At 34.1% G+C, this 19,640-nt stretch carries 15 protein-coding genes; all 15 read right to left on the bottom strand.

The window, feature by feature from the left end:
* Window positions 1-69: 69 nt before the first annotated feature.
* A complete protein-coding gene (locus tag M947_RS15270) occupies window positions 70-1,860 on the bottom strand; it encodes a hypothetical protein (RefSeq protein WP_021286926.1) in 1,791 nt (596 codons plus the stop codon).
* A 2-nt stretch (window positions 1,861-1,862) separates the two neighbouring features.
* Complete coding sequence (locus M947_RS15265) at window positions 1,863-3,164, bottom strand: S41 family peptidase (RefSeq protein ID WP_021286925.1); 1,302 nt, start codon at window positions 3,162-3,164, stop codon at window positions 1,863-1,865.
* A gap of 255 nt (window positions 3,165-3,419) precedes the next feature.
* Window positions 3,420-6,014 (bottom strand): Sec-dependent nitrous-oxide reductase, encoded by a 2,595-nt coding sequence (gene nosZ, locus M947_RS15260; protein WP_021286924.1) that lies wholly within the window; start codon window positions 6,012-6,014, stop codon window positions 3,420-3,422.
* Between the two features lie 53 nt (window positions 6,015-6,067).
* On the bottom strand, window positions 6,068-7,351 hold the full coding sequence (locus tag M947_RS23800) for a c-type cytochrome (RefSeq protein ID WP_021286923.1): 1,284 nt from the start codon (window positions 7,349-7,351) through the stop codon (window positions 6,068-6,070).
* 343 nt (window positions 7,352-7,694) lie between these two features.
* Window positions 7,695-9,110, bottom strand: a complete 1,416-nt coding sequence (locus M947_RS15255; protein ID WP_021286922.1) for a BatD family protein — start codon at window positions 9,108-9,110, stop codon at window positions 7,695-7,697.
* Window positions 9,094-10,920, bottom strand: a complete 1,827-nt coding sequence (locus M947_RS15250; protein WP_021286921.1) for a VWA domain-containing protein — start codon at window positions 10,918-10,920, stop codon at window positions 9,094-9,096. Before M947_RS15250 ends, M947_RS15255 begins: the two co-directional genes overlap by 17 nt.
* Complete coding sequence (locus M947_RS15245; protein WP_021286920.1) at window positions 10,917-11,846, bottom strand: vWA domain-containing protein; 930 nt, start codon at window positions 11,844-11,846, stop codon at window positions 10,917-10,919. Before M947_RS15245 ends, M947_RS15250 begins: the two co-directional genes overlap by 4 nt.
* Entirely contained in the window at window positions 11,839-12,231 is a 393-nt protein-coding gene (locus M947_RS15240; protein WP_021286919.1) for a hypothetical protein, read from the bottom strand. The genes M947_RS15245 and M947_RS15240 overlap by 8 nt, the downstream gene beginning before the upstream one ends.
* Window positions 12,232-13,062: a DUF58 domain-containing protein gene (locus M947_RS15235; protein WP_021286918.1), complete on the bottom strand. Its 831-nt coding sequence runs from the start codon at window positions 13,060-13,062 to the stop codon at window positions 12,232-12,234. It lies immediately after the preceding gene.
* Window positions 13,063-13,072: 10 nt separating this feature from the next.
* Window positions 13,073-14,020, bottom strand: coding sequence for an AAA family ATPase (locus M947_RS15230; protein ID WP_021286917.1), 948 nt, complete (start codon window positions 14,018-14,020; stop codon window positions 13,073-13,075).
* 49 nt (window positions 14,021-14,069) lie between these two features.
* On the bottom strand, window positions 14,070-14,993 hold the full coding sequence (locus M947_RS15225; RefSeq protein ID WP_021286916.1) for an LPP20 family lipoprotein: 924 nt from the start codon (window positions 14,991-14,993) through the stop codon (window positions 14,070-14,072).
* A gap of 73 nt (window positions 14,994-15,066) precedes the next feature.
* Window positions 15,067-16,116 carry a CsgG/HfaB family protein gene (locus M947_RS15220; RefSeq protein ID WP_021286915.1) on the bottom strand — a complete coding sequence of 350 codons (1,050 nt, stop codon included), beginning with the start codon at window positions 16,114-16,116 and terminating at the stop codon, window positions 15,067-15,069.
* Window positions 16,117-16,162: 46 nt separating this feature from the next.
* Complete coding sequence (locus tag M947_RS15215) at window positions 16,163-17,266, bottom strand: BatD family protein (RefSeq protein ID WP_021286914.1); 1,104 nt, start codon at window positions 17,264-17,266, stop codon at window positions 16,163-16,165.
* Window positions 17,247-18,683, bottom strand: a complete 1,437-nt coding sequence (locus tag M947_RS15210) for a vWA domain-containing protein (protein ID WP_021286913.1) — start codon at window positions 18,681-18,683, stop codon at window positions 17,247-17,249. Before M947_RS15210 ends, M947_RS15215 begins: the two co-directional genes overlap by 20 nt.
* Window positions 18,680-19,603 (bottom strand): VWA domain-containing protein, encoded by a 924-nt coding sequence (locus M947_RS15205; protein WP_031347859.1) that lies wholly within the window; start codon window positions 19,601-19,603, stop codon window positions 18,680-18,682. The genes M947_RS15210 and M947_RS15205 overlap by 4 nt, the downstream gene beginning before the upstream one ends.
* Between the last annotated feature and the right edge of the window lie 37 nt (window positions 19,604-19,640).

Genomic DNA, 19,640 nt, shown 5'->3' with positions numbered 1-19,640 from the left:
AATTTAAAAAATGTGTGACCTAGCAATAACATCAGTTGTAATGAATTAGCAAAATCATCAAAAGTGAAATCAACCCTTAGAAAAACTCTGTTCGTATGGAGATTTTAGTTTGTTTGCATCATCTCTTAACTCTTTAAAGACCTTTCTTATCCACTCTTTGTAAGAGTCTTTCATAAGGTTTTTTAGAGAGTTTTTTTGTGCATCTATCATCATAACTACACTCTTTTTAAAATCCTCTTCATTAAATGCTTGATCAACCTCAGTCATAGCAGCATCAACTCCGACCCAACTAGCAGTCCCAGTCACAACTCCACAAAGCAGAGCCCACGGACCACTAGGCGCACAAAGGGCGATTCCACCCATAGATGCACCAAAAAACGAAGATGCTTTTATGGCTCCTTTTGCTCCAAACTTTAGTAGCATCTTACTCATTATGCTCTTTGAGATGGCACCACTAATAAGCAGGGTTCCCGTAGCACTAAGTCCTTTTTTTGCCATATCTCTTGAGTTTGCTTCAAATATGTCTCTAAAGTTTAACTCCAATGAGTTTGGCTTTATGTCATGTTCAATCTCAAGCAAACTAACAGTTTGTCTTAGTTGGCTCTGAAACTCTTGCATTGTTTTTTTTATACTTTTATCTATATCTCTTGAAGCCTCATCTACTCTTGTAGAGAAGTCGTTTTGATCAAAAAGGTAGTAGTTTATTTTTGTCATTATCTCATCTTCTAAAGCCTCAGTATTACAATCTTTTAGTTGAAATTTTTTTGGTAAATACTGGTTGTAGTATGGGGCTAAGTAATCGTTTTTATATCCGCAGTAAAGACTATAAGCTTTTAAAAAGATTCTGCTGTATTCACCTTTGATGGAGTAGTAGTACGCGCTAAGACCCGGCACTCCATCATAGACTTTTACAAAGACTCCATCTACATGCTTATCTATATCTGCATCTACCTTTTGAAGTAACAACTCAAGAGATGTGTTTAGCTTTGAGTCTATCACTCTATCTACATCTTTGTAAAACTTGTCAATCTTTGCTTGAGATTTCTTGATATGGTGTTTTTCATATAAATAATTTATGCTTGAGCTGATTATAAAAAGCAAGATTATAGTAGAGATAAAACCAAACAAGAAGTAGTTTTTATATCTCTGCTTTGTCTTTAAGATGGCATCTACTGACTCAAAACAAAAGAGTAATCTTGAGTAACCCCAAGCAAAAACACCTTGAGACACAAGAAGATAAAATAGCCAAATGTAGATGTTTTTTGAGTAATCTAGTGCCTCTAAGGAAGTGCTTATAAGCTTATATTCTAGAAGTTCTTTGTATCTTAGGTTTATTGATATAAAGTTTAGTATCTCGCAGTTAAAGGTTTTTATCTCGATGCTTGGGGTGCTAAAGTAAGCATAAACAACAAAAACTAAAACTAAAAAAAGTGTATTTATATATATGCTCCATCTTCTTGAGACTGCAAACAAAAACTCCTCTTTAACTCTAGTTGCTAAATACTTTTTTGTTTTTGCGTAGATTCCCCATAGCACTAAGATGTCAAAACCTAAGATAAAAAATATAAAAGCGTCAAAGTAGAGGCTACTTACTAGCATCAAAGTTGCTACTACAAAAGCAAGTATTAAAGAGATGAAAAGATTTAGCCAAACACTTTTAAAAATACTAAAAAGAGAGCTACTCTCATGAAAAATAGCACTAGCAACTGCAAGCTTTTTAATAAGTGGCATCTCTATAAGAGAGAGCATTAAAAGAGGGGTAAGGACAAATAGATAGAAGAGAAAAACTAAGCATGAAGAGCTCTCGGCTAGTAAAAACCAAAGAAGTAAAAACAAAAAAAGCATCAAGCTTTTAAACATCTCTACTTCTCTTCTTTTGTACAGACACCACTCGTCTGTGAGGAGTGTTTTTTAGTAAAGCTCTCTTTATTGTTAAGAAATTCTTCTGCTGAAGCTAAACATTTATCTCTCCCATCAATAATTTGAGTGTTTACCTCATAGTCTGGCAAAATTCCAACACCCTCTATAGTGCTTGAATCTGCTAAAAAGTAGTGTGCAACTGTAAGGCTTAAGGACTCATCTTTGCTAATGCTATATAACGATTCAACGCTCCCTTTTCCAAAAGTTTTCTCTCCAAAGAGTGTAGCACGATGATGGACTTGCAGAGCTCCGCTTAAAATCTCAGCCGAAGATGCTGTATTTGAGTCCACTAAAACTGCTAAAGGTAGCTCTGTGAGAGTCTTTTGTTTTGAAGCATCAAAATACTTTTTATCACTCTCAACTCTACCGATTTGAGTTATAATATTTCCTCTATTTAAGAACATATCAGCTACTTCAACTGCTTGAGACACAAGCCCGCCAGGGTTTCCTCTAAGATCTAAAATGATGGCTTTACTAGAGTTTTGATACTCTTTTATTTTACTAGATATTTTTTCAGCTATATTAGCATCAAAACTTGATATTTTAAAGTAAAGTATCTTGTTTTTTAGTCTCTCAAACTCTAAAGTCTCTATCTTAATAGTCTCTCTTTTTAGCTCAAAATTTATATATATGTCATCTCTTTTTATGCTTAAATTTACAAATTCTCCAACATCTTTACGTAAAAGCTCTATGGCTTTATCTAGCGAGATTTTTTCACAATCGACACCATCAATCTTAAGTACAATATCTGAGACCTTTATCCCAGTTTTAGATGCAGGTGAATTTTTTAGAACTTTTACTACAACAAGGGAGTTTTCTACTTTGCTTAAACTGATTCCAAATCCAACAAAAATACCCTCAGTTTTTATCCTTAGCTCTTGCATCTGCTCTTTATCAAGATAGCGAGAGTGAGCATCAAGCGAGTCCATGCAAGAGCTTATAAGCATCTCATAAATCTCGCCCTTAGAGAGCTCTTTTTTTATCAAATATTCAACTAAAAGTTCAAGTTTTTTATCTTCACTTTTTAATGAGTAGAGCTTTTGTTTTATTTTTTGTTTTTCAGATTTTATGAGATATGGTGTATTTTTTAAAAGTCCATCTATACTTTTAGAGATAAGTTCATCTTTACTAAAGGGCTTAAAATAGTGTTTTTCAATATTAAAAAGAACCTTTTCATACTTTATCTTTGCATCGGATGCCACAAGTGATGCAAACAAAATAAACACTAAAAAAACAACCCGCATCCCATCTCCTAATCTTTCTCAATCATAAGAGAAAATTCTACTATAAAATAAGCTTTTATGGAAATAATTTTTATTGGGTGTTCTGAACAATTATAAAATTAGATCCCTAATCAAAACAAGAGAATCGCTTTTTGCTATGCAAAAATGTTTCTTTAGAGTTCAGGATGACGGTTTGTTTGTTCAGAATGACACGTATCCTGTCATTCCGTGCTTGACACGGAATCTAGTTTGCAAACTAACCAGAGGGTTCTATTATTAAAACAAATCAGCGTTTTCATCTATCCATTTAAAATACTCTATTATGTCTTTTATCTCTTGATCTTTCATGTTCTGATTGGGCATTTTTAGGTTAAAAAACTCTATCATTCTTTTCATATACGGTTCATGAAACTTGCTTGTAGGATTTTTAATATACTCCGCAACCCATTGTTCTGCGTTTCTATGTCGTTTAAGAACACCTATTAAATCTGGACCAGAACTGACTCTTCCAATAACATGGCATCCCGAGCATCCTCCTTCACGAAAGGCTTCTTCTCCTTTTTTAGCTTTTTCCGATTTAGGTGTAGCCAAATGGGCTACAAGAAGATCTTTAGCCCTAATAGCAGAATCGGCAGTTTTAATCATATATTGCCAGATCATATTTTCAAAAAGAATTGCATTTTCAAAATTTTTCTCGTTGTATGCTTTTATTGCTTTTTCTTTTTCAAGAGCAATTTTTGAATATTGGTCTTTTGCATCGTCTACTAGATTTTTAACCGTAGAATACTTTGTATATTCTTTATCTTCAAAAAAAATGAAGAGTGATTCAATAACATTATTAGTCGCCTCATTGTTGGCTGTAATTTTTCGGTATTGTTTTTGCAACTCTTCTATAGACAAGCCTTTTATTTTAGTTTTTTGTATCCAATCATAGTTTTTATTTGGATCTTTAACTAGAAGATATCCCAGCATCTCTATGTGTAAAGCAGAACAAAATTCTGTACAATAGTAAGGAAAAACTCCTTCAATGTCTGCCACAAAATCTATCTGGACTGTCCTGCCTGGTTCTGTAGAAACATGTATATCATGATGGTCAATTGTAAATCCATGTGTCTCATCCTGAGCCCTTTCAACATTGGTTATATACATAGTAACTTTATCACCTTTATTGACCGTTATGTGCTCAGGATTAATATGTGAACGAACCATAGTAGAGTAAACATATACATGGTTTCCTTTTCTCTCAATCCGCTCTTCTCCAGCAAGCGTTTTTCCAATATGAGGTTTTCCTGTTTTTGAATTGGTTCCTATGTTGTATCTAACTTTTGTATGAATTTTACTTGCACGAATAGAAGCGGCTTGATGCGGTTCTCCAAGTGGAACAGGCATATCATAAAGAAGTTCCATCTTCTTTGCACCAATTTCTATAAGTTGATTGTTTTGCGGATGTAATGGTCCTACGGGTAAGAATCTATCAATAGAAAGTTTATTAAGAGATATAAGGTATTCTCCCTGAGGGTCTGCAGATTTTCCCTCCATAGCTTCAATATGCCCAACATTATAGTGCACATTTACTCTATCAATAAGTTTGAGTTTTTTATAATCCCACTTTACAATTTGTGAATCTACATATAAAGAACTATAGACTATGCCATCTTCTTTACCAAAAGAGTTATGTAGATGCCCAAGCCCAAGCTCCAACTGTCCATGCAAAGATTTTTTCATATCCAATATTGGTATACCATAAGTATCTCTTCCAATATACTCTTTGTTTTTTATTTGATTTAAAATTTTCTTAAAATCAAATACAGATGCATGAGTATCTAGCTTACCAGAGACAATAATAAGTTGACCATCTGGACTTACATCGAGTCCGTGAGGAGATTTATTTTCAGGTATTAAGAAGAGTGCATTATTTTTAACAGCTACTTCTATAGGTATTATTTTGTGTCCATTGATTACTTTAACATTTTTTTTATCTTTTGCAAGTTTGGCCAATTTCTTCCAGTTATACACATGTAAAAAATCCGTGTCATTTCGACTACATCCAGCTTCAAACGGAGGCAGACCTTTTTCTATTCCTCCCGTATAAAGTTCTGAGTTAAAAGAGTTTGTAAATGCCCAACCATCCGAAATACCCTTGCCTACATCTGTCAAATCTTGCATATAGGGAGGAAATTCAAGAGTAAAAGATTCTTCTTTTAAAATCTTCCCTTTCTCTCTGTTGAACTTCCAAAATGTTACTCCACCTCGATAAACATCTTCATAGGCTTCCATAGGATAGTAGTCATTTGTAAAAGGAGCCGGATATTGGCAAGATTCAAGTATATACTCCGTATTTGGAGTGACAAATGCACCTCCGTGGCTCGATTTAAAGATAGGATTTACTACAATTTGCGAAGTTTCAAAGTATTCTAAATCTATTACAGCGATTCTGGCATTTGCCTTGTCGTTTATAAAGAGATGTTTTCCATCATATTTACCATCAGTTTCAGAGAGTGCAGGATGATGTGTATCTCCCCAATTTATCTCTCTTCCTCTAACATTTCCTTGTCTCAAAACTTTTTTTGAATCAGTATCAAAACCATACCCTTGCCATGGCTCTGGAGTAAAAACTCCGATATATTTTAGAATTCTCATAGAGGGAATACCATAGACTAAAACTTGACCTGACTGCCCTCCACTAACAAATGCATAATATTCATCAAGTTTGCCACTAGGATTGTAAACTTTTAGTGCAGCAAGTGCATCTTTTTCAGTCAATCCGCGTTTTTTCATAACCTTTTTAAATTCTGACTGAGCTACTAAAGTTTGCGTCATTAAAAACAGCCCCAAAACTACGCTAGAAGTTGTTTGTAAATATCTTTTCATATCTTTTCCTATACTTTGTTATCTAAACATCTCAACCAAAGAGTATAATGTTTTTATTGATCTCCAAAAGTGGCTATCTCTTCAGCAAGTTTTTCCAATTCCTCATCTGATAAATATCCAAAGACAGCTATATGCATCTCTTCTTCATTTGCTTTATATTCAAGTGATTTTCTTAGCAACTCCTCTTTGCTTAAACCAATAAGTTTACTTCCCATACTCCCCTCTCCACTAGCTCCATGACATGGGGCACAATTACTTTTATACATTGAACTTACTTTAAATTTTCCAGCAGATCCAGCTCTTTTTTCTAAAGTTTTTATCTTTAACTCTTGTTCTTTTCTCTCATTTTCTCTCTTTTGTTCAATCACTTCTTTTTCTTCTTTTGTGGGCTCTTGTTCTTCTATAGTTATTGGTATTGTAACTTTTGTAGCATCTATTAGACTAGATACTTTTGCCAATGTATCTACTTCTATATCTGTTTTTAAAACATATGCACCTGTACCTATACCTATCAGTAAAGTAGCTATGAAAATAGAGTGCTGCAAAATTGTTGTTTTCTTAAACGGTTGTTTTTTTAACGATTTTGATTTTAGCCACCACGCTATCAGGGACAAAATACTAATAGCTACTAATACCCAAAAACCAATAACAGGATAGGCGTGCGTAGTAAATTGTGCTACTTTGCCATCTCCTAAAATAACTGGAGTAAACGGTTCAATCGTAATAGCTCCCTCATGGAGGTTATGTCCAAACCAATAGAGCCAATAGGCATAGATTCCTAAAAAAATAAAAGGTAAAAGCACAGGAATAATCATAAGTCGGTTGACAAATTTATTGTTATAAGTGATAAAAAACATAAAAATCATCCCCAAGAGAATAAGCGCGTAAGGAGCAAGGGTACTTTCGTATATCCCTCCTCTTTCCATAGGGGCCATTCCTACATAATGGTTAATAGTGTTCATTTCATGAACCTCTCCACTTAAACCATCAAAATGAATATATACAGGAAGTCCATAAGGAAAAGCTTTTTTAGGATAATTAGGTGCTTCTAAAGAAAAATTCCATACCGGCAGTGATGGGACTCCTATCTCTTCAGATATTTCAATCATTTTTTTTAAGTTAGCTCTTGCTTCTTTTTGAGTATTGACACTAATATATCTATCTTTTTGATAGAAATTCCAAAGCGGATAAACATATGACGGTATATCCTCAACTTTGTTATCTTTGATGCGCTCTAAGGTTCCATTGAAACCAACAGAAGGAATGATAAAGCCATACAACAAAGCGACTAAGGCAATGCCGGCAAAGATTCTTGACATCAAAGAGTAGATATTCACAATAAATTCCTTTTTACTTAAAGGTTTATTATATTATTAGTCCTTCAGTTTTTTTATTTATTTCTAAACTTTCACACACAAATTTCAATAAACCACAGCTTAAAGTTTAATAATTAATCGCAAAAAGAACAGCTCTTCCTTTACTATTTATTTTAATACTAAAATATTGTAAAGGGTTCTTTTGTGCAACTTAAAAAGTATATCAGCTTTGCCATGAATTGCATATTAAAAATTAGATTCTTAAACTTTTAATAAAGATCAATATTTTAAAGATACTCAAAGTAAAAGAGAAGATGATCGCAAACTAATAAAAAAATTAATCATAGAGGGTATAAACATGTAGTTATGAAGCTGTAATATACTTCCTAACTACCTCTCTTAAGAGCTTTTTATCTATCTCTATCTTTGTATCTGAGTAGATATTTTGCTCTATTGTTTCTATGATTTTCTTAACCTTTTCATCGTATTTGTATGGAAGTAGTTTTACTAAAAGTACTCTCTCATCCTTTAGAGATAAGCCCTTTTGCTTTTTTAGTATCTTCCATGGTTTTACTATCCCAATAACAAGTCCTAAGATCAACCCTAGCACAAAAACAAGTAGTGCCCATAGAGTTGACATACTTTGACCACTTTCCACTAAGACTTGTTCACTTGACTCTTTTTTTATAACTAGCTCTTCTTTTGGCTTTGAGTTATTAACTTTTATCTTTTGTCTTTTAGTTTTTATTATTTTTATCTCTTTTGTTTTAGGGTCAAAATATTTCAAGGTAAATGGTTCTATAGTAAAGTCATCTTGGGCTACAAAAGCTATTTTTTGAGTGAGTTTATTGCCATCAATGGAGATATCTTCTTCAAAAACATTAACTGAATCTATATATGGTTTAAAACTTTTTATATCCTCTAGATTTCCATCTCCTAAGACTTCTAAAGTAAGATTTAGTGCTTCATTTGCATTTATCTCATCTTTGTCAACATTTGCTTTAATGCTAAAGTTACCAACAAGTTCAACACCACTAGGAAGTGGCTTTACATCTATGTTCAACTCGTTTGAATAGTATGTTTTCCACTTGATTTTTGGTACCCACGAACCCCAACTATCTCTTGCATGACTTCTTGAAGCTACACTCATCTGTGCCTTTGAGATAGTTAATGCTCCTGCTCTTTGAGCTGCCATCTTGTAAACTACCTTTGTGACTATATACCCTTCCTTTTGCACTTTTTGTGGTTGTGATTCGCTCTTTATCCAAAAACCTTTTAACTCTGGTGCTTCAAACTTACTATCAACTGCCTCAGCCCCTAACTTTTGCTTAAACAAAAGAGTGACTTCAAAGGGCTCTCCTACATAAACCTCTTTTGTACTGCTCTGTAGTGACAAAACAAAGTCAGCATCAGCATTTGCCTTTCCTTGTGTCACTTTTATCTCAACTGCATTACTTTTATGCATCACTCCATCAACTTCTATCTCAATAGGCTCTATAACACAATCTTTTTGCGGTATAAACTTGTAGCTAAATGTATTGTTTCTTGAGATTTTACCATTTATCATCTCTATGGAACTTTGAGAACTTGTTGAGATTACATTTACACCACAAAGTGTTTGTATGACTGGTCTGCTTGCATTGGTTGAGCTTAGGTGCAAAGAGTAAGTTACCATCTCACCAAGCTCCACACTTGTAGCATCTACACTAGCTCTGACACTAGCATCTAAACTAAGTTTTAAAAGAAATAAAACTAAAATTATCTTACCAAGGTTTCTCATCACTCATCCTCTTTGTAGGTTTTTCATCACTTAGTTTATACATAAAACTACTGTTTTGTGTGTTTATCTCATCTAGCCATTTTTTTTGCTCTGCATCACTCATTTGTGTCTCTTGTTGCTCTTTTTGGCTTGTATCTGAGTTTTCATCGCTACTCTTTTCATCCTCTTTGAGTTCATCTAACTGCTCTTTTTTCTTTTCTTTTGCATCTTGCTTATCTTGTTTGTTATTTTCTTCTTCTTTAGCTTTTGTCTCATCGCTCTTTTTTTCTTCATCATTTTGGCTACTTTTAGAGCTTGACTCATCTTGGCTATTATCATCTTTTTCATCTGAATTTTCACTAGCATCATCAGATTTTTCTTTATCTTCTTTTTTCTCGTCTTCTTTTTGCTCATCTTGTTTTTGCTCATCTTGTTTTTTTTCTTGTTCTTTGAGCAGTTTTTTGACTCTTTCTAAATTCTCCCTAGTCTCTCTGTCCTCTTCTATCTCTAAAGAGTTCTCATAAGCCTCTACAGCCTTTTGAAGCTCTGATGATTTTGCATAAGCGTTACCAAGATTTGAGAGATTTTTAGCCCTCATCTCATCTCTATCAAACATAGCTCTCTCATAAGCTTCTATAGCTTTTTTATAATTTTTTTGCTTGTAAAAAGCATTTCCTGCATTAAAGTATCCCTCGCCCAGCTGAGACTTGTTCGCATAGTTTTCATAGATCTCTGCAGATTTTTTATACTCTTTCTTTTCATAAGCCTCTTTTGCATCCTCAAGCTCTATAAAGTCAAGCATAGAAGCTCTTGTCTCAACACTAAAAGAGATAAGTAGACAAAAGAGTAGCAGAGTTGGAAGCTCAGTTTTTCCCCTTTTTGAGATAGAGCTAGTAGCTATAAGAAGTAAAAAAAGTGCTAGTGCTAGAGGATAGTAAAAGAGTGGCTCATACTTATTTATCTCTTCGCTCTTAAGCTCTTTTTCTTTTGAGATGGACTTTATCTCTTTTAACATCGCTTTAACATCTGTGTTTGAGAGTGAGGACTTTATATAGACTCCACCACTCTCTGTAGCCAGAGAAGATATCTCTTTATTTAGTTTTGAGATGATTATTTTACTATTTTGCTTTATAAAGTTTCCATCTTCTTTTTTTACGGGTGCACCCTCTTTTGTTGCTATGCCAAGAACAAAGACCACTATCTTGTTTTTTTGAGCAAACTCTATCTCATCTCTGAAATCTATTGCATCTCCGCCATCACTAAGAATTAAAAGATATTTTTCATCTCTATTCTCATTAGTTTTTGCAAATGCTTCTAAGATGGATAAAAAGTCAGTCCCCTTTTGAGTTATGGAGCTAGTATCTAGTTGTTTAAGTAAAAAACTAACCGCACTACTATCAAAACTAAGAGGCGAAACAAGGTAAGAGCTTTTAGCAAATGCCATCACTCCAACTCTCTCATCACTCATCTCATCTAAAAACATTAAAGCCTTTTGTTTTGCTAGCTCTAAGCGATTTGGATAAACATCTTGTGCTAACATTGAGTCACTTATATCAAGAGCTATCATCACATCTGCACTCTTTGCTTTTACCAAGACCTTGCCTTCATCAAAAACTGGCTCGGCTAATGCTAAAATCATAAAAATTCCTATAAGTAAAAACAGAGCATTTCTAGCTCTTTGTGTCATTGAATTTGCGCTTACTCTTAGCTTATCCATAACCTCTTGTGAAAAAAATTGAGCCTCGGACTCTTTTTGAGTGAGTAGTAACCCAAAAAGAATGATAAGTGGAGGAAGCATATAGTATAAAAATTCAGGATGTAAAAAACTCATAAACTACCTCTTTTGTTTTTTAAAAAAACATATAACATTAGACTAAGAAGTGCAATAAAAAGCGGATAAAAGTAATAATATTTAGTATATGAAAATGTTTGAGCTTTTATCTCTGAGGTCTCTAGTTCATCTATCTTTTTATAAACTCTCTCAAGCTCACTAGCACTTGCAGCTCCAAAAGCTTTTCCTCCAGTCTCTTGTGCAATCTTCACCAAAACCTCACTATTATACTCATGAGGCATCCCGATGCCAATAGGGTAGACTTTTACACTCTCTTTTTTTGCCATATCTAAGGCTACGTCAAGAGGAACTTTGTCTATCTGTGGTGTACTATATCCATCAGTTAGTAAAATTGCAACCTTACTTTTTGACTCACTCATCTTTAGAAGATTTACCCCTTGAGCAAGAGATGTGTATAGTGCTGTATATTGCCCTGCCATGCCAATTTGTAGCTGAGAGACTATCTTGTTTAGAATGTTTTCATCATAAGTAAGTGGAGATGCTATAAAAGAGTAGGCACCAAAAACAACAAGACCAATATTGTCATTTTTTCTCTCTTTGATAAATGAGCTAACTATCTCTTTTACTACATCAAATCTTGTGGAGTATGGATTTGCATTGTCAAAACCCTGTGCTTGCATCGACTGAGAAGCATCTAGTATAAGTGCTATCTCATAACCATCTTTTGGCTCTAACTCATAAGGTTCATCTTTTATAGGCGACATCATAGCTGTTATGAGCATAATAACACCAAGCCACTTTAGAAAAAAAAGCACCCTTGAGGCGGAGACAGAATTGTGCATAAAGTCTTTTGTATGAGGAAAGTATATAGCAGAAGCTCTTTGCTTGCAAAAAAAGGCACAAGCTATAAAAAAAACGATTAAAAAAGCTAATAATGGATACTCAAAATAGATGTCCTCAAACATCAATCATACCTCGATATAGTTCTATATAACTTTTGACTTCATCATCAAAAGCCTCTACCTCTTTTTTATACTTATATGGTTCAAGTCTTTTAATTAGGTTTTCATACATCTTAAAGTGTCTAGGCGAATCATCTCTAAAAGTAAACCCAAAATGAGTGATAGCATAAGCCGCTTCTTTTGTTTTACTTAAATCTTGCGAAGCCATCAGCTTGTAATGCTCTGCCCGTTGGTTATAAGCATTTTTGTTTTTTATATATCTTACAAGAAGATAAACAAGCGCTAAAAGAATCATCGCAACTATAAAAATAGTACCTAAGAGGTAAAAAAATGAGTACTCTTCTATCTCAACTATAGTCTTTATGTCATGAAGTTCTATATCTTGCATCTATCTACCCTCAAAGAGTCTGCGAAGCTCTACGCTAGCACTCTTATGTGTATAAACTTTAGTAAATCTCACTCTGTGCTTTTTAAGAGTATCAAAGAGCTTATGATCATGTGCAGCCACTTTTTTTGCGTAAGACTCAACACTTGAAGCATTAAAATCTCCCTCTAATGTAGCTCCGCTTTGTGGATCAACTAGAGATGCAAAGCCCATTTTGGGAGGTTTTTCTTCTAAGATATCTCTAACTATTATCGCTATAACTTCATGCTTTTTTGCTAAAACATTAAAGTCTGGTATCTCAAAAAAATCTCCTATGATTACGATGAGTGACTTTCTTTTTAGTCTTTTATAAAGCGTATCGGTGATAACTTTAAAGTCAAGCTTTTGGTTTAATGCATCAAAATCAAGTATCTCTTGTGTAGTTTTTTGAACCTGGTGGAGTTTTTTGCTAGGCTTTGAGCTTGAAATTAGCTTATCTGTAAAGATATATGAACTTAGTAAGTCGCCATTTTTTAGAGTTGAATAGCCCAAAAGTGCATTTACCTCAGCAATGCTATCTTGTTTAAACTTCTTTGAGCCAAAGTGTACGCTTCCATTTAAAACAGATACTAAAACAACATTTAGTTCTCTCTCTTCACGAAAAACTTTTATATATGGGCGCTGCATCTTAGCCGTAATATTCCAGTCGATATGACGAATATCATCACCATGCATATACTCACGAAGCTCTATAAAGTCATAGCCCTCACCGTGAAATATAGATGGATTGTTTCCAATCATTTCACTGAAGACTTGTCGTCTAGCTCGAACCAAAATCTTTTGAAGTTTACTCAAAATCCACGCCTTAAGGGATAGCTACTGTCTCTAAGACTTTTTGAATAATCTCATCAGTGGTAATACCCTCAGCCTCAGCCTCATAAGAGAGTACAATGCGATGGCGCATAACTTCTTTTGCTACATATGCAACATCAATAGGAGTTACAAACTCTTTTGCTCTGAGATATGCCATAGCCTTTACAGCTTTAAACATATCGATACTCACACGAGGAGATGCTCCAAACTGTATAAAATCTTCAAGTTCTTCAAGTCCATAATCTTTAGGATTTCTTGTAGCACTGACAAGCTCTATGATATACTTTTCAACCTCTTCATCTATATGAACACTCTTTATTGCCTCTTTTAACTCTTGGAGTTCACTTGCGTCTATGACCGCTGAGATTTTCTCAAATGCACCACTAGAGATACGTCTTGCAATTTCCAACTCTTCATCTTTGGTGTTGTAATCAACTACAATCTTTAGCATAAATCTATCTAGTTGAGCTTCGGGGAGTTGATAAACACCCTCTTGTTCAACTGGATTTTGCGTAGCCATAACGAAGAAAGGAAGGTCTAACTTAAACGATGCATCGCCTAGTGTCACCTGCTTCTCCTGCATCACCTCAAGGAGTGCTGATTGAACCTTTGCCGGTGCTCGGTTTATCTCATCGGCTAGTAACAGGTTAGTAAAGATAGGACCTTTTTTGATTTTAAAGCTATTGTTTTGTGGATCATAAATCTCAGCTCCCAAAATATCTGATGGAAGCAGATCTGGAGTAAATTGGACTCTCTTAAAACCAAGTCCAAGTGAGGATGCTAATGCATTAACTGTTGTAGTTTTTGCAAGTCCAGGGACGCCTTCTATGAGGATATGTCCATCACACAAAAGTGCGATAAGCATACCATCTATCATCTTTTCTTGTCCTACAACTACTTTTGAGACTTCTTTTTTAATCTTTTGTATCTTCGAAACCATACTAAAATGACCTTATGTTAAATGTGTAGAGAAGTATATCTAAGCGTGGTTAATGATTTTCTACTAAATTAATTCCAATGACCTCGTTTATACCTTGAGACTTTATATCCTGTTCAAGATGAATTGAAGCATTTTTATATACACTCTCCTTTGAACCATTATATCTCTCTTTTAGTATTTTGCTCTTTCCACCAATTCTTTGGTTTTTATCATAAACACCGATGTCTAAAGTAATAACGGCTATCTTTATAAAACTACTACGATTTATATTATCACTAGTTTTAATTTTTATCTCTATAGCATCTTTTGTATCTACTACATTAAAACCATTTTGTGCAAGATAGTTTTTTATACTTTTTATAAACTTTGAAGATTTAGCATCCCCTTTTACAGAAAATTTCAAACTCTTTGCTTCTTTTAAAAACTCTTTTTGTTTTATCTCTATAAAATTTAAATTCCCTTTTTTATCAAAACTCTTATCTAATTCTGAGACTATAAGAACATTTGAGAGTAACTCACTAGACTTAAGAGATAGCTCTTTTTTTGTGTTGTATCTACTTAGTGCGTCTAAATCTTTTAGTGAGTCATACTTTTGTGTTATCTCTCTTTTTTGTGTCTCTAGGCTTTCTTTAAGCCCTTTTATAAACTTTACTTTATCGCTTCGTAGCATCACTGCAAACTCTCTATAGCTAACTTTGTGAGACTTGATAACCTCATAATTGTTTATGCTAATCTTTGAGACATCTGACTTTATCTGATTTTTAACACTTGAGTTTACAAATCCACCACGAACCTCTTCATTTGACTCATAAGAGGATTCTATAGTAGTTCCAAGCTTTGCAACCATATCGCTTAGAGCTGCTTTTATAGCACTCTCTCTATCCTTTGCTATAGCCATTCCATACATAAACTTACTATTATCGCTAGGAAGTGGTGCATTTATCCAAGCTGGCAGTGATTTTGCTTGTGGCATCGGAGTAGAAGAACCTAGGCACCCATTTAAAAGAAATAGAGCCAATAGTGACAAAATCAGAGTTTTAATATATCTACTTAGCACTTATTTGCCTCTTTGCTCTCTCTTTTTTATCGATCGAGTTATCTATCCTTCTAAGAGCTAAGTTTATCTCTTCTACTGGTCCCATAGTCAAGTCATCAGCCAAAGTATATGCTTTTTTTGCATGCTCTAGTTTTCCTTGGGCTTCTTGAACTACTCCATAAACATATGCAACCACATAAGACCTACCATCAAGCTCATCTAAAAGTTCTTGAAGCATTGACTCTGCTTTGTCCATGCGACCAGCCTTGATATACTCTAAAGCGTACTCAAAAATATCTTCTTGCCTATCAGTTACATTATCAATTTCTATCTCATCAAGAAGTGCTATTTCAAAGTAGATATAGTTAGGAGTGAGTTTATATACAAATTCACTTGCTATTGCCGAAGTTAGTCTATTTAGTGCTTGTCCTTTTGATAAAATTTCAGTGGAGCCTCCAAGACTAAAATAACCAAGCATAATAGGTTTACAAGAATCAGCAGAATATTCTTTACTAATAGTATCTCCATAGATTATAGAACCTGTCTCAACATCTACTATATTAATATTTGCAGAAACTGAGGCTTTTGTAGTATGGCAAGTTACTTTATAGTAACGCCATTTAGTACACCCTTTTTTAGTATAGTTTAGACACTCCTTTGCATCTTTTTTATATCTGCCTGACTTGCCACTAGCAGATGCTATCTCACCATTTATAACCGCTTGAGCACCTATGAGCTTACCAACCCTCGTAGCAGTTGTCTCATCCATTAGCTCAGATGATTGTAACTTTTGCTCAGCCATAATCTTGTCTAAGTCTTTTCTACTTACAACTGTAAAATATCTCTTTTGATCTAGTTTGTGCTTAGCTATTTGAGACTCTATCTTTCCTGAGAGACCATAACTGTCATTTTTAAAGTCACTTATTGCTATTTTTTTCTTTATAGCCATCTCTTCTACTTCAGCAGGCTGTAGTGCTTTTATCTTAATTTTTTGAGCACATCCACTCATAAACAAAACAGTGATAAATATCCAAAACATTAGCTTAGATGATATTTTCATATAATTTTTCCTCTTTAAAATCTCACAAATTTTAGTTAAAAAGCATTTAACTTATCTTGAACTTGCTCTTCTCTTTGGCATTTTTCAAAGACTTTATCTCTTTTTTCTCAATACTCTCTATAATCTCATTATATTTTTTTGCATCACTTAAAGCCAAAAGAAAAACTAACTCTTCTAAGGACTTAGCCTCATCTATCTTTTTATTCATAAGCATCTCGGCGGATGAGAGTTTAACCTTTTTTTTAAACTTGATTTTAGCAAAAAGAAACCCCGCTAAAAATGCTAACAGATAGTAGATATACTCATACTCTATCTCAAAGTCTTTTTCTTCTTTTTCTAAAAGTTCCTCTTTTTTATAAAGCTTTTTAACCTCAACAGCCACTTTGTCAAAGTTCAAAGATTTAAGTTTTTTCTCCTCTAAGTCGAAGTACTCTATCTCAATGCTAGGGATAGTAAAGTTACTATCGCTCACAAAAGCAAACTTTTGACTCCATGAACCTACATACCCATCTTTTGTAAGTTCTAGATTTTTTATGGGTTTTTCTTCTATAACTTTAACTCCATCTATGTCAAAATGAATTGCTTTTATTGCATCAAAATTTGCACTACCATCTATCTTTATCTCTAAATGATAAGGCTCATAAGACATAATGCTACTCTTATCCTTTTTTACATCAGCACTCAGTCTTCCTACAAGATTGCTTTTAGCATCTTTTATCTCAAGCTCTACACCTTTTTGTCTGATAATCTTTACACTATAATCTTCACGCTCAACATTATCTCGCCCTATAACGCTATTTTGGATGGAGTCTTTATTTGTTTTTTTCATCATAGTATCAAAAAAAAGTTTCAAATCTTGTGCTTTTTTTACATAGAGCAGATACTCATAAGTATTAACTCTTTTTTCATCTACTATGCTCTCATCTTCACTAAAAAGCAAAATTCTATGCTCTTCATTGTCCACAACTGGATTAAACTCTATAGTGTATGTCTGTGCACTGTCACTAAAATTACAAGTGTATGTTAGATGTATCGGTTCATTTGTCATCGCACTTCTCTTATTGGCCTCAACGCTCCACTCATAAGTAGATGCAAAAAGTTTTAAGCTTAAGAGCAAAATTAAAAATACTTTACCAAGGTTGTTTTTCATCTACTTGCCTCTTGTTTATAAGCTCATATGCCTTTGAGCTTAATTTTGTTTTGTTTGAGTTTAGGTCTATCTTTTTTTGAGCGGATGTTTTTTTAGCATCTTTGGCATCTGAACTTCCACTACTAGCACTTACGTTCATATTTGAGCCTCCACCCTCTTTTTTTTTCTTCTTTTTTTTACCTTTTGATAGAGATGCTTTTTTAGAACTCTTTTTAAACTCTGCTTGCTTCTGCTCTTTTAAGCTCTTTACATATCTTAGGTTGTCATCAGCCTCTTTTGAGTAACTAAGAGTGAGTGATTTCATATAGGCTTCTTTTGCTCTTTTATACTCTTTTAGTTTTACAAGTGAGTTTGCCATGTTGTAAAAAACTATAGATTTAAACTCAGCATCTGAAGATTTTACCATCTCATAAGAGCTAAGAGCCGATTCAAATTCGCCATTTTTGTAGTGGGCGTTAGCGAGCTTAAACTCTTTAATGTTTTTATCTGCAAAGTAGTCTAAGATGCTTGCATCTAAACTAACCCCAAAGAGAAGCAAAAAAGCTATAACATATCTCTTTAGAGTTGTGTTGCTCACCAAAAAAATAACTATTGCTAAAAAAACAAAATAATAAAAAAGCTCGATATTCTCAACTACACTCTGCTCACTTTTCTCATCTTCACCTCTTTGAGATCTCAGTGCATTTAGTAGCTCATCAAAACTCTTAGTATATACACCATCAGTCGCTTCGCTTAGTTCTTTGATGGCTTCATTTTCCCTACTCACTACAATATTTCCCGCCGCATCTTTTAAAAACTCGCCACTCTCTAGGGCTATACTATCACCCATCTTTGTAGCTAACATAAAAATATTTACAACTAAGCCTCTCTTTTTGGCAAACTCGGCTTCTTTTGCATAGTTTGACTCATCTGCTCCATCACTAAGTATCACTACACTTGGGTTTTTTGACTTTGACATCTTTGCCATAAGTTCTAAGGCGCTCATAACAGAGCTACCTTTGGTTACAATCATATTCTCATCAAGAGAACCAAAGAGATGTTCAAGCAGCTCTCTATCTTGAGTTAGTGGTGATAAAATAATGGCATTAGTAGTAAAACCAACCACTCCAAACCTGCTCTTCTCATGGGCTCGTATAAGACTCTTTAGCGTCCCTTTTGCTTTTATAAGTCTTGATGGATAGATATCTCTTGCTTGCATAGAAAAAGATAGATCAACTGCAATTATCACATCACTTAACACCATCTCTTTTTTTACAGGTTCTTGAAGTATTACAGGCTTTGTAAGTGCAACTATTATAAATACAAATGTGAGGACATATCCATAAGCTCTAAAACTAAAGCTCTTAAAATCGCCCTTTGCTATTAATGCCACTAAAAACAAAAAGAGCCAAAAGTACTGGGCTGATAAAAAGGTCATCTCTTAATCTCTCTATAGATTAGATAGAGTAAAAGTATAGATGCTAAGAGTAAAAATATCTCATAGTAGTACTCTTTTAAAAGATAGTCTCTACTCTTAATCTTTGAGGATTCAAGCTTATCTATCTGTTCATAAACATCTTTTAACTCTTTAGCAGTTGCAGCTCTAAAAAACTCTCCATCAGACTCTTTTGCTATCATCTCTAAGAGTGCCTCATCTGCCTCACCCTCATGTCCTACAGCTATTGTATATATTTTTATATTTTTTTCATTTGCTAGTTTTATAGCATCTTTTGGCGAGATACTTCCGCTGTTATGTTCCCCATCACTTAGTAAAACGATAATCTTACTCTTAGCACCTGATGTCTCAAATGCACGCACACTCATAGCTATCGCTTCGCCTATTGCTGTGTTTTGTCCAGCCATTCCTTGGTTAGTGTAGCTTAGCATCTCTGAAACTATCTCTTTTTCATAGGTTATAGGAGATGCTATAAAAGCAAAATCTCCATAAATCACAACTCCAACATTATCTCCTAGTCTTTTTTTTATAAATTCTGCTGCAATTGTCTTTGTAAGTTCAAACCTGCTTAATCTTTTTCCATCACTAAGCTCATCATCAACATCAAAACCAGATGAATTCATAGACCCGCTCGCATCAATGGCTAGTACTATATCCTTTCCCTCTCGGTTATAAGGATTGTCTCTATCAACTACGATAGGGGATGCAAGAGCCACACAAAGAGAGATAAAGATAAGTATCTTTACTATCCACTCTCTCTTAAAGAAGTTTTTTTTAGCCCTTAAGAACTCCAAATGCACAAAATATCTGCTTTGTATCTGCTCTTTACATTTATATAGACAGTAGATTATTGGAAATAGTAAAAAAATAAGATAAGGATACTCAAAACTATAATAATTCATTAGATGTATTTTACCTAAAAAAGAGATTTTTTCATGA

This window comes from Sulfurimonas hongkongensis, assembly GCF_000445475.1.
In the GTDB taxonomy this organism is placed as follows: domain Bacteria; phylum Campylobacterota; class Campylobacteria; order Campylobacterales; family Sulfurimonadaceae; genus Sulfurimonas; species Sulfurimonas hongkongensis.
The sequence above is the reverse complement of the archived record's forward strand: the minus strand, read 5'-3'. Positions and strand labels throughout refer to the sequence as shown.

Excerpts from the sequence above, each read along its gene's own strand:
- M947_RS15220 (WP_021286915.1), bottom strand. The coding sequence starts at position 16,116 with ATGAAAATATCATCTAAGCTAATGTTTTGGATATTTATCACTGTTTTG.
- M947_RS15205 (WP_031347859.1), bottom strand. The coding sequence starts at position 19,603 with ATGAATTATTATAGTTTTGAGTATCCTTATCTTATTTTTTTACTATTT.
- M947_RS15245 (WP_021286920.1), bottom strand. The coding sequence starts at position 11,846 with ATGTTTGAGGACATCTATTTTGAGTATCCATTATTAGCTTTTTTAATC.
- nosZ (WP_021286924.1), bottom strand. The coding sequence starts at position 6,014 with ATGAAAAGATATTTACAAACAACTTCTAGCGTAGTTTTGGGGCTGTTT.
- M947_RS15265 (WP_021286925.1), bottom strand. The coding sequence starts at position 3,164 with ATGCGGGTTGTTTTTTTAGTGTTTATTTTGTTTGCATCACTTGTGGCA.
- M947_RS15255 (WP_021286922.1), bottom strand. The coding sequence starts at position 9,110 with ATGAGAAACCTTGGTAAGATAATTTTAGTTTTATTTCTTTTAAAACTT.
- M947_RS15240 (WP_021286919.1), bottom strand. The coding sequence starts at position 12,231 with ATGCAAGATATAGAACTTCATGACATAAAGACTATAGTTGAGATAGAA.
- M947_RS15210 (WP_021286913.1), bottom strand. The coding sequence starts at position 18,683 with ATGACCTTTTTATCAGCCCAGTACTTTTGGCTCTTTTTGTTTTTAGTG.
- M947_RS15225 (WP_021286916.1), bottom strand. The coding sequence starts at position 14,993 with ATGCCACAAGCAAAATCACTGCCAGCTTGGATAAATGCACCACTTCCT.
- M947_RS15270 (WP_021286926.1), bottom strand. The coding sequence starts at position 1,860 with ATGTTTAAAAGCTTGATGCTTTTTTTGTTTTTACTTCTTTGGTTTTTA.
- M947_RS15250 (WP_021286921.1), bottom strand. The coding sequence starts at position 10,920 with ATGAGTTTTTTACATCCTGAATTTTTATACTATATGCTTCCTCCACTT.
- M947_RS15215 (WP_021286914.1), bottom strand. The coding sequence starts at position 17,266 with ATGAAAAACAACCTTGGTAAAGTATTTTTAATTTTGCTCTTAAGCTTA.
- M947_RS15230 (WP_021286917.1), bottom strand. The coding sequence starts at position 14,020 with ATGGTTTCGAAGATACAAAAGATTAAAAAAGAAGTCTCAAAAGTAGTT.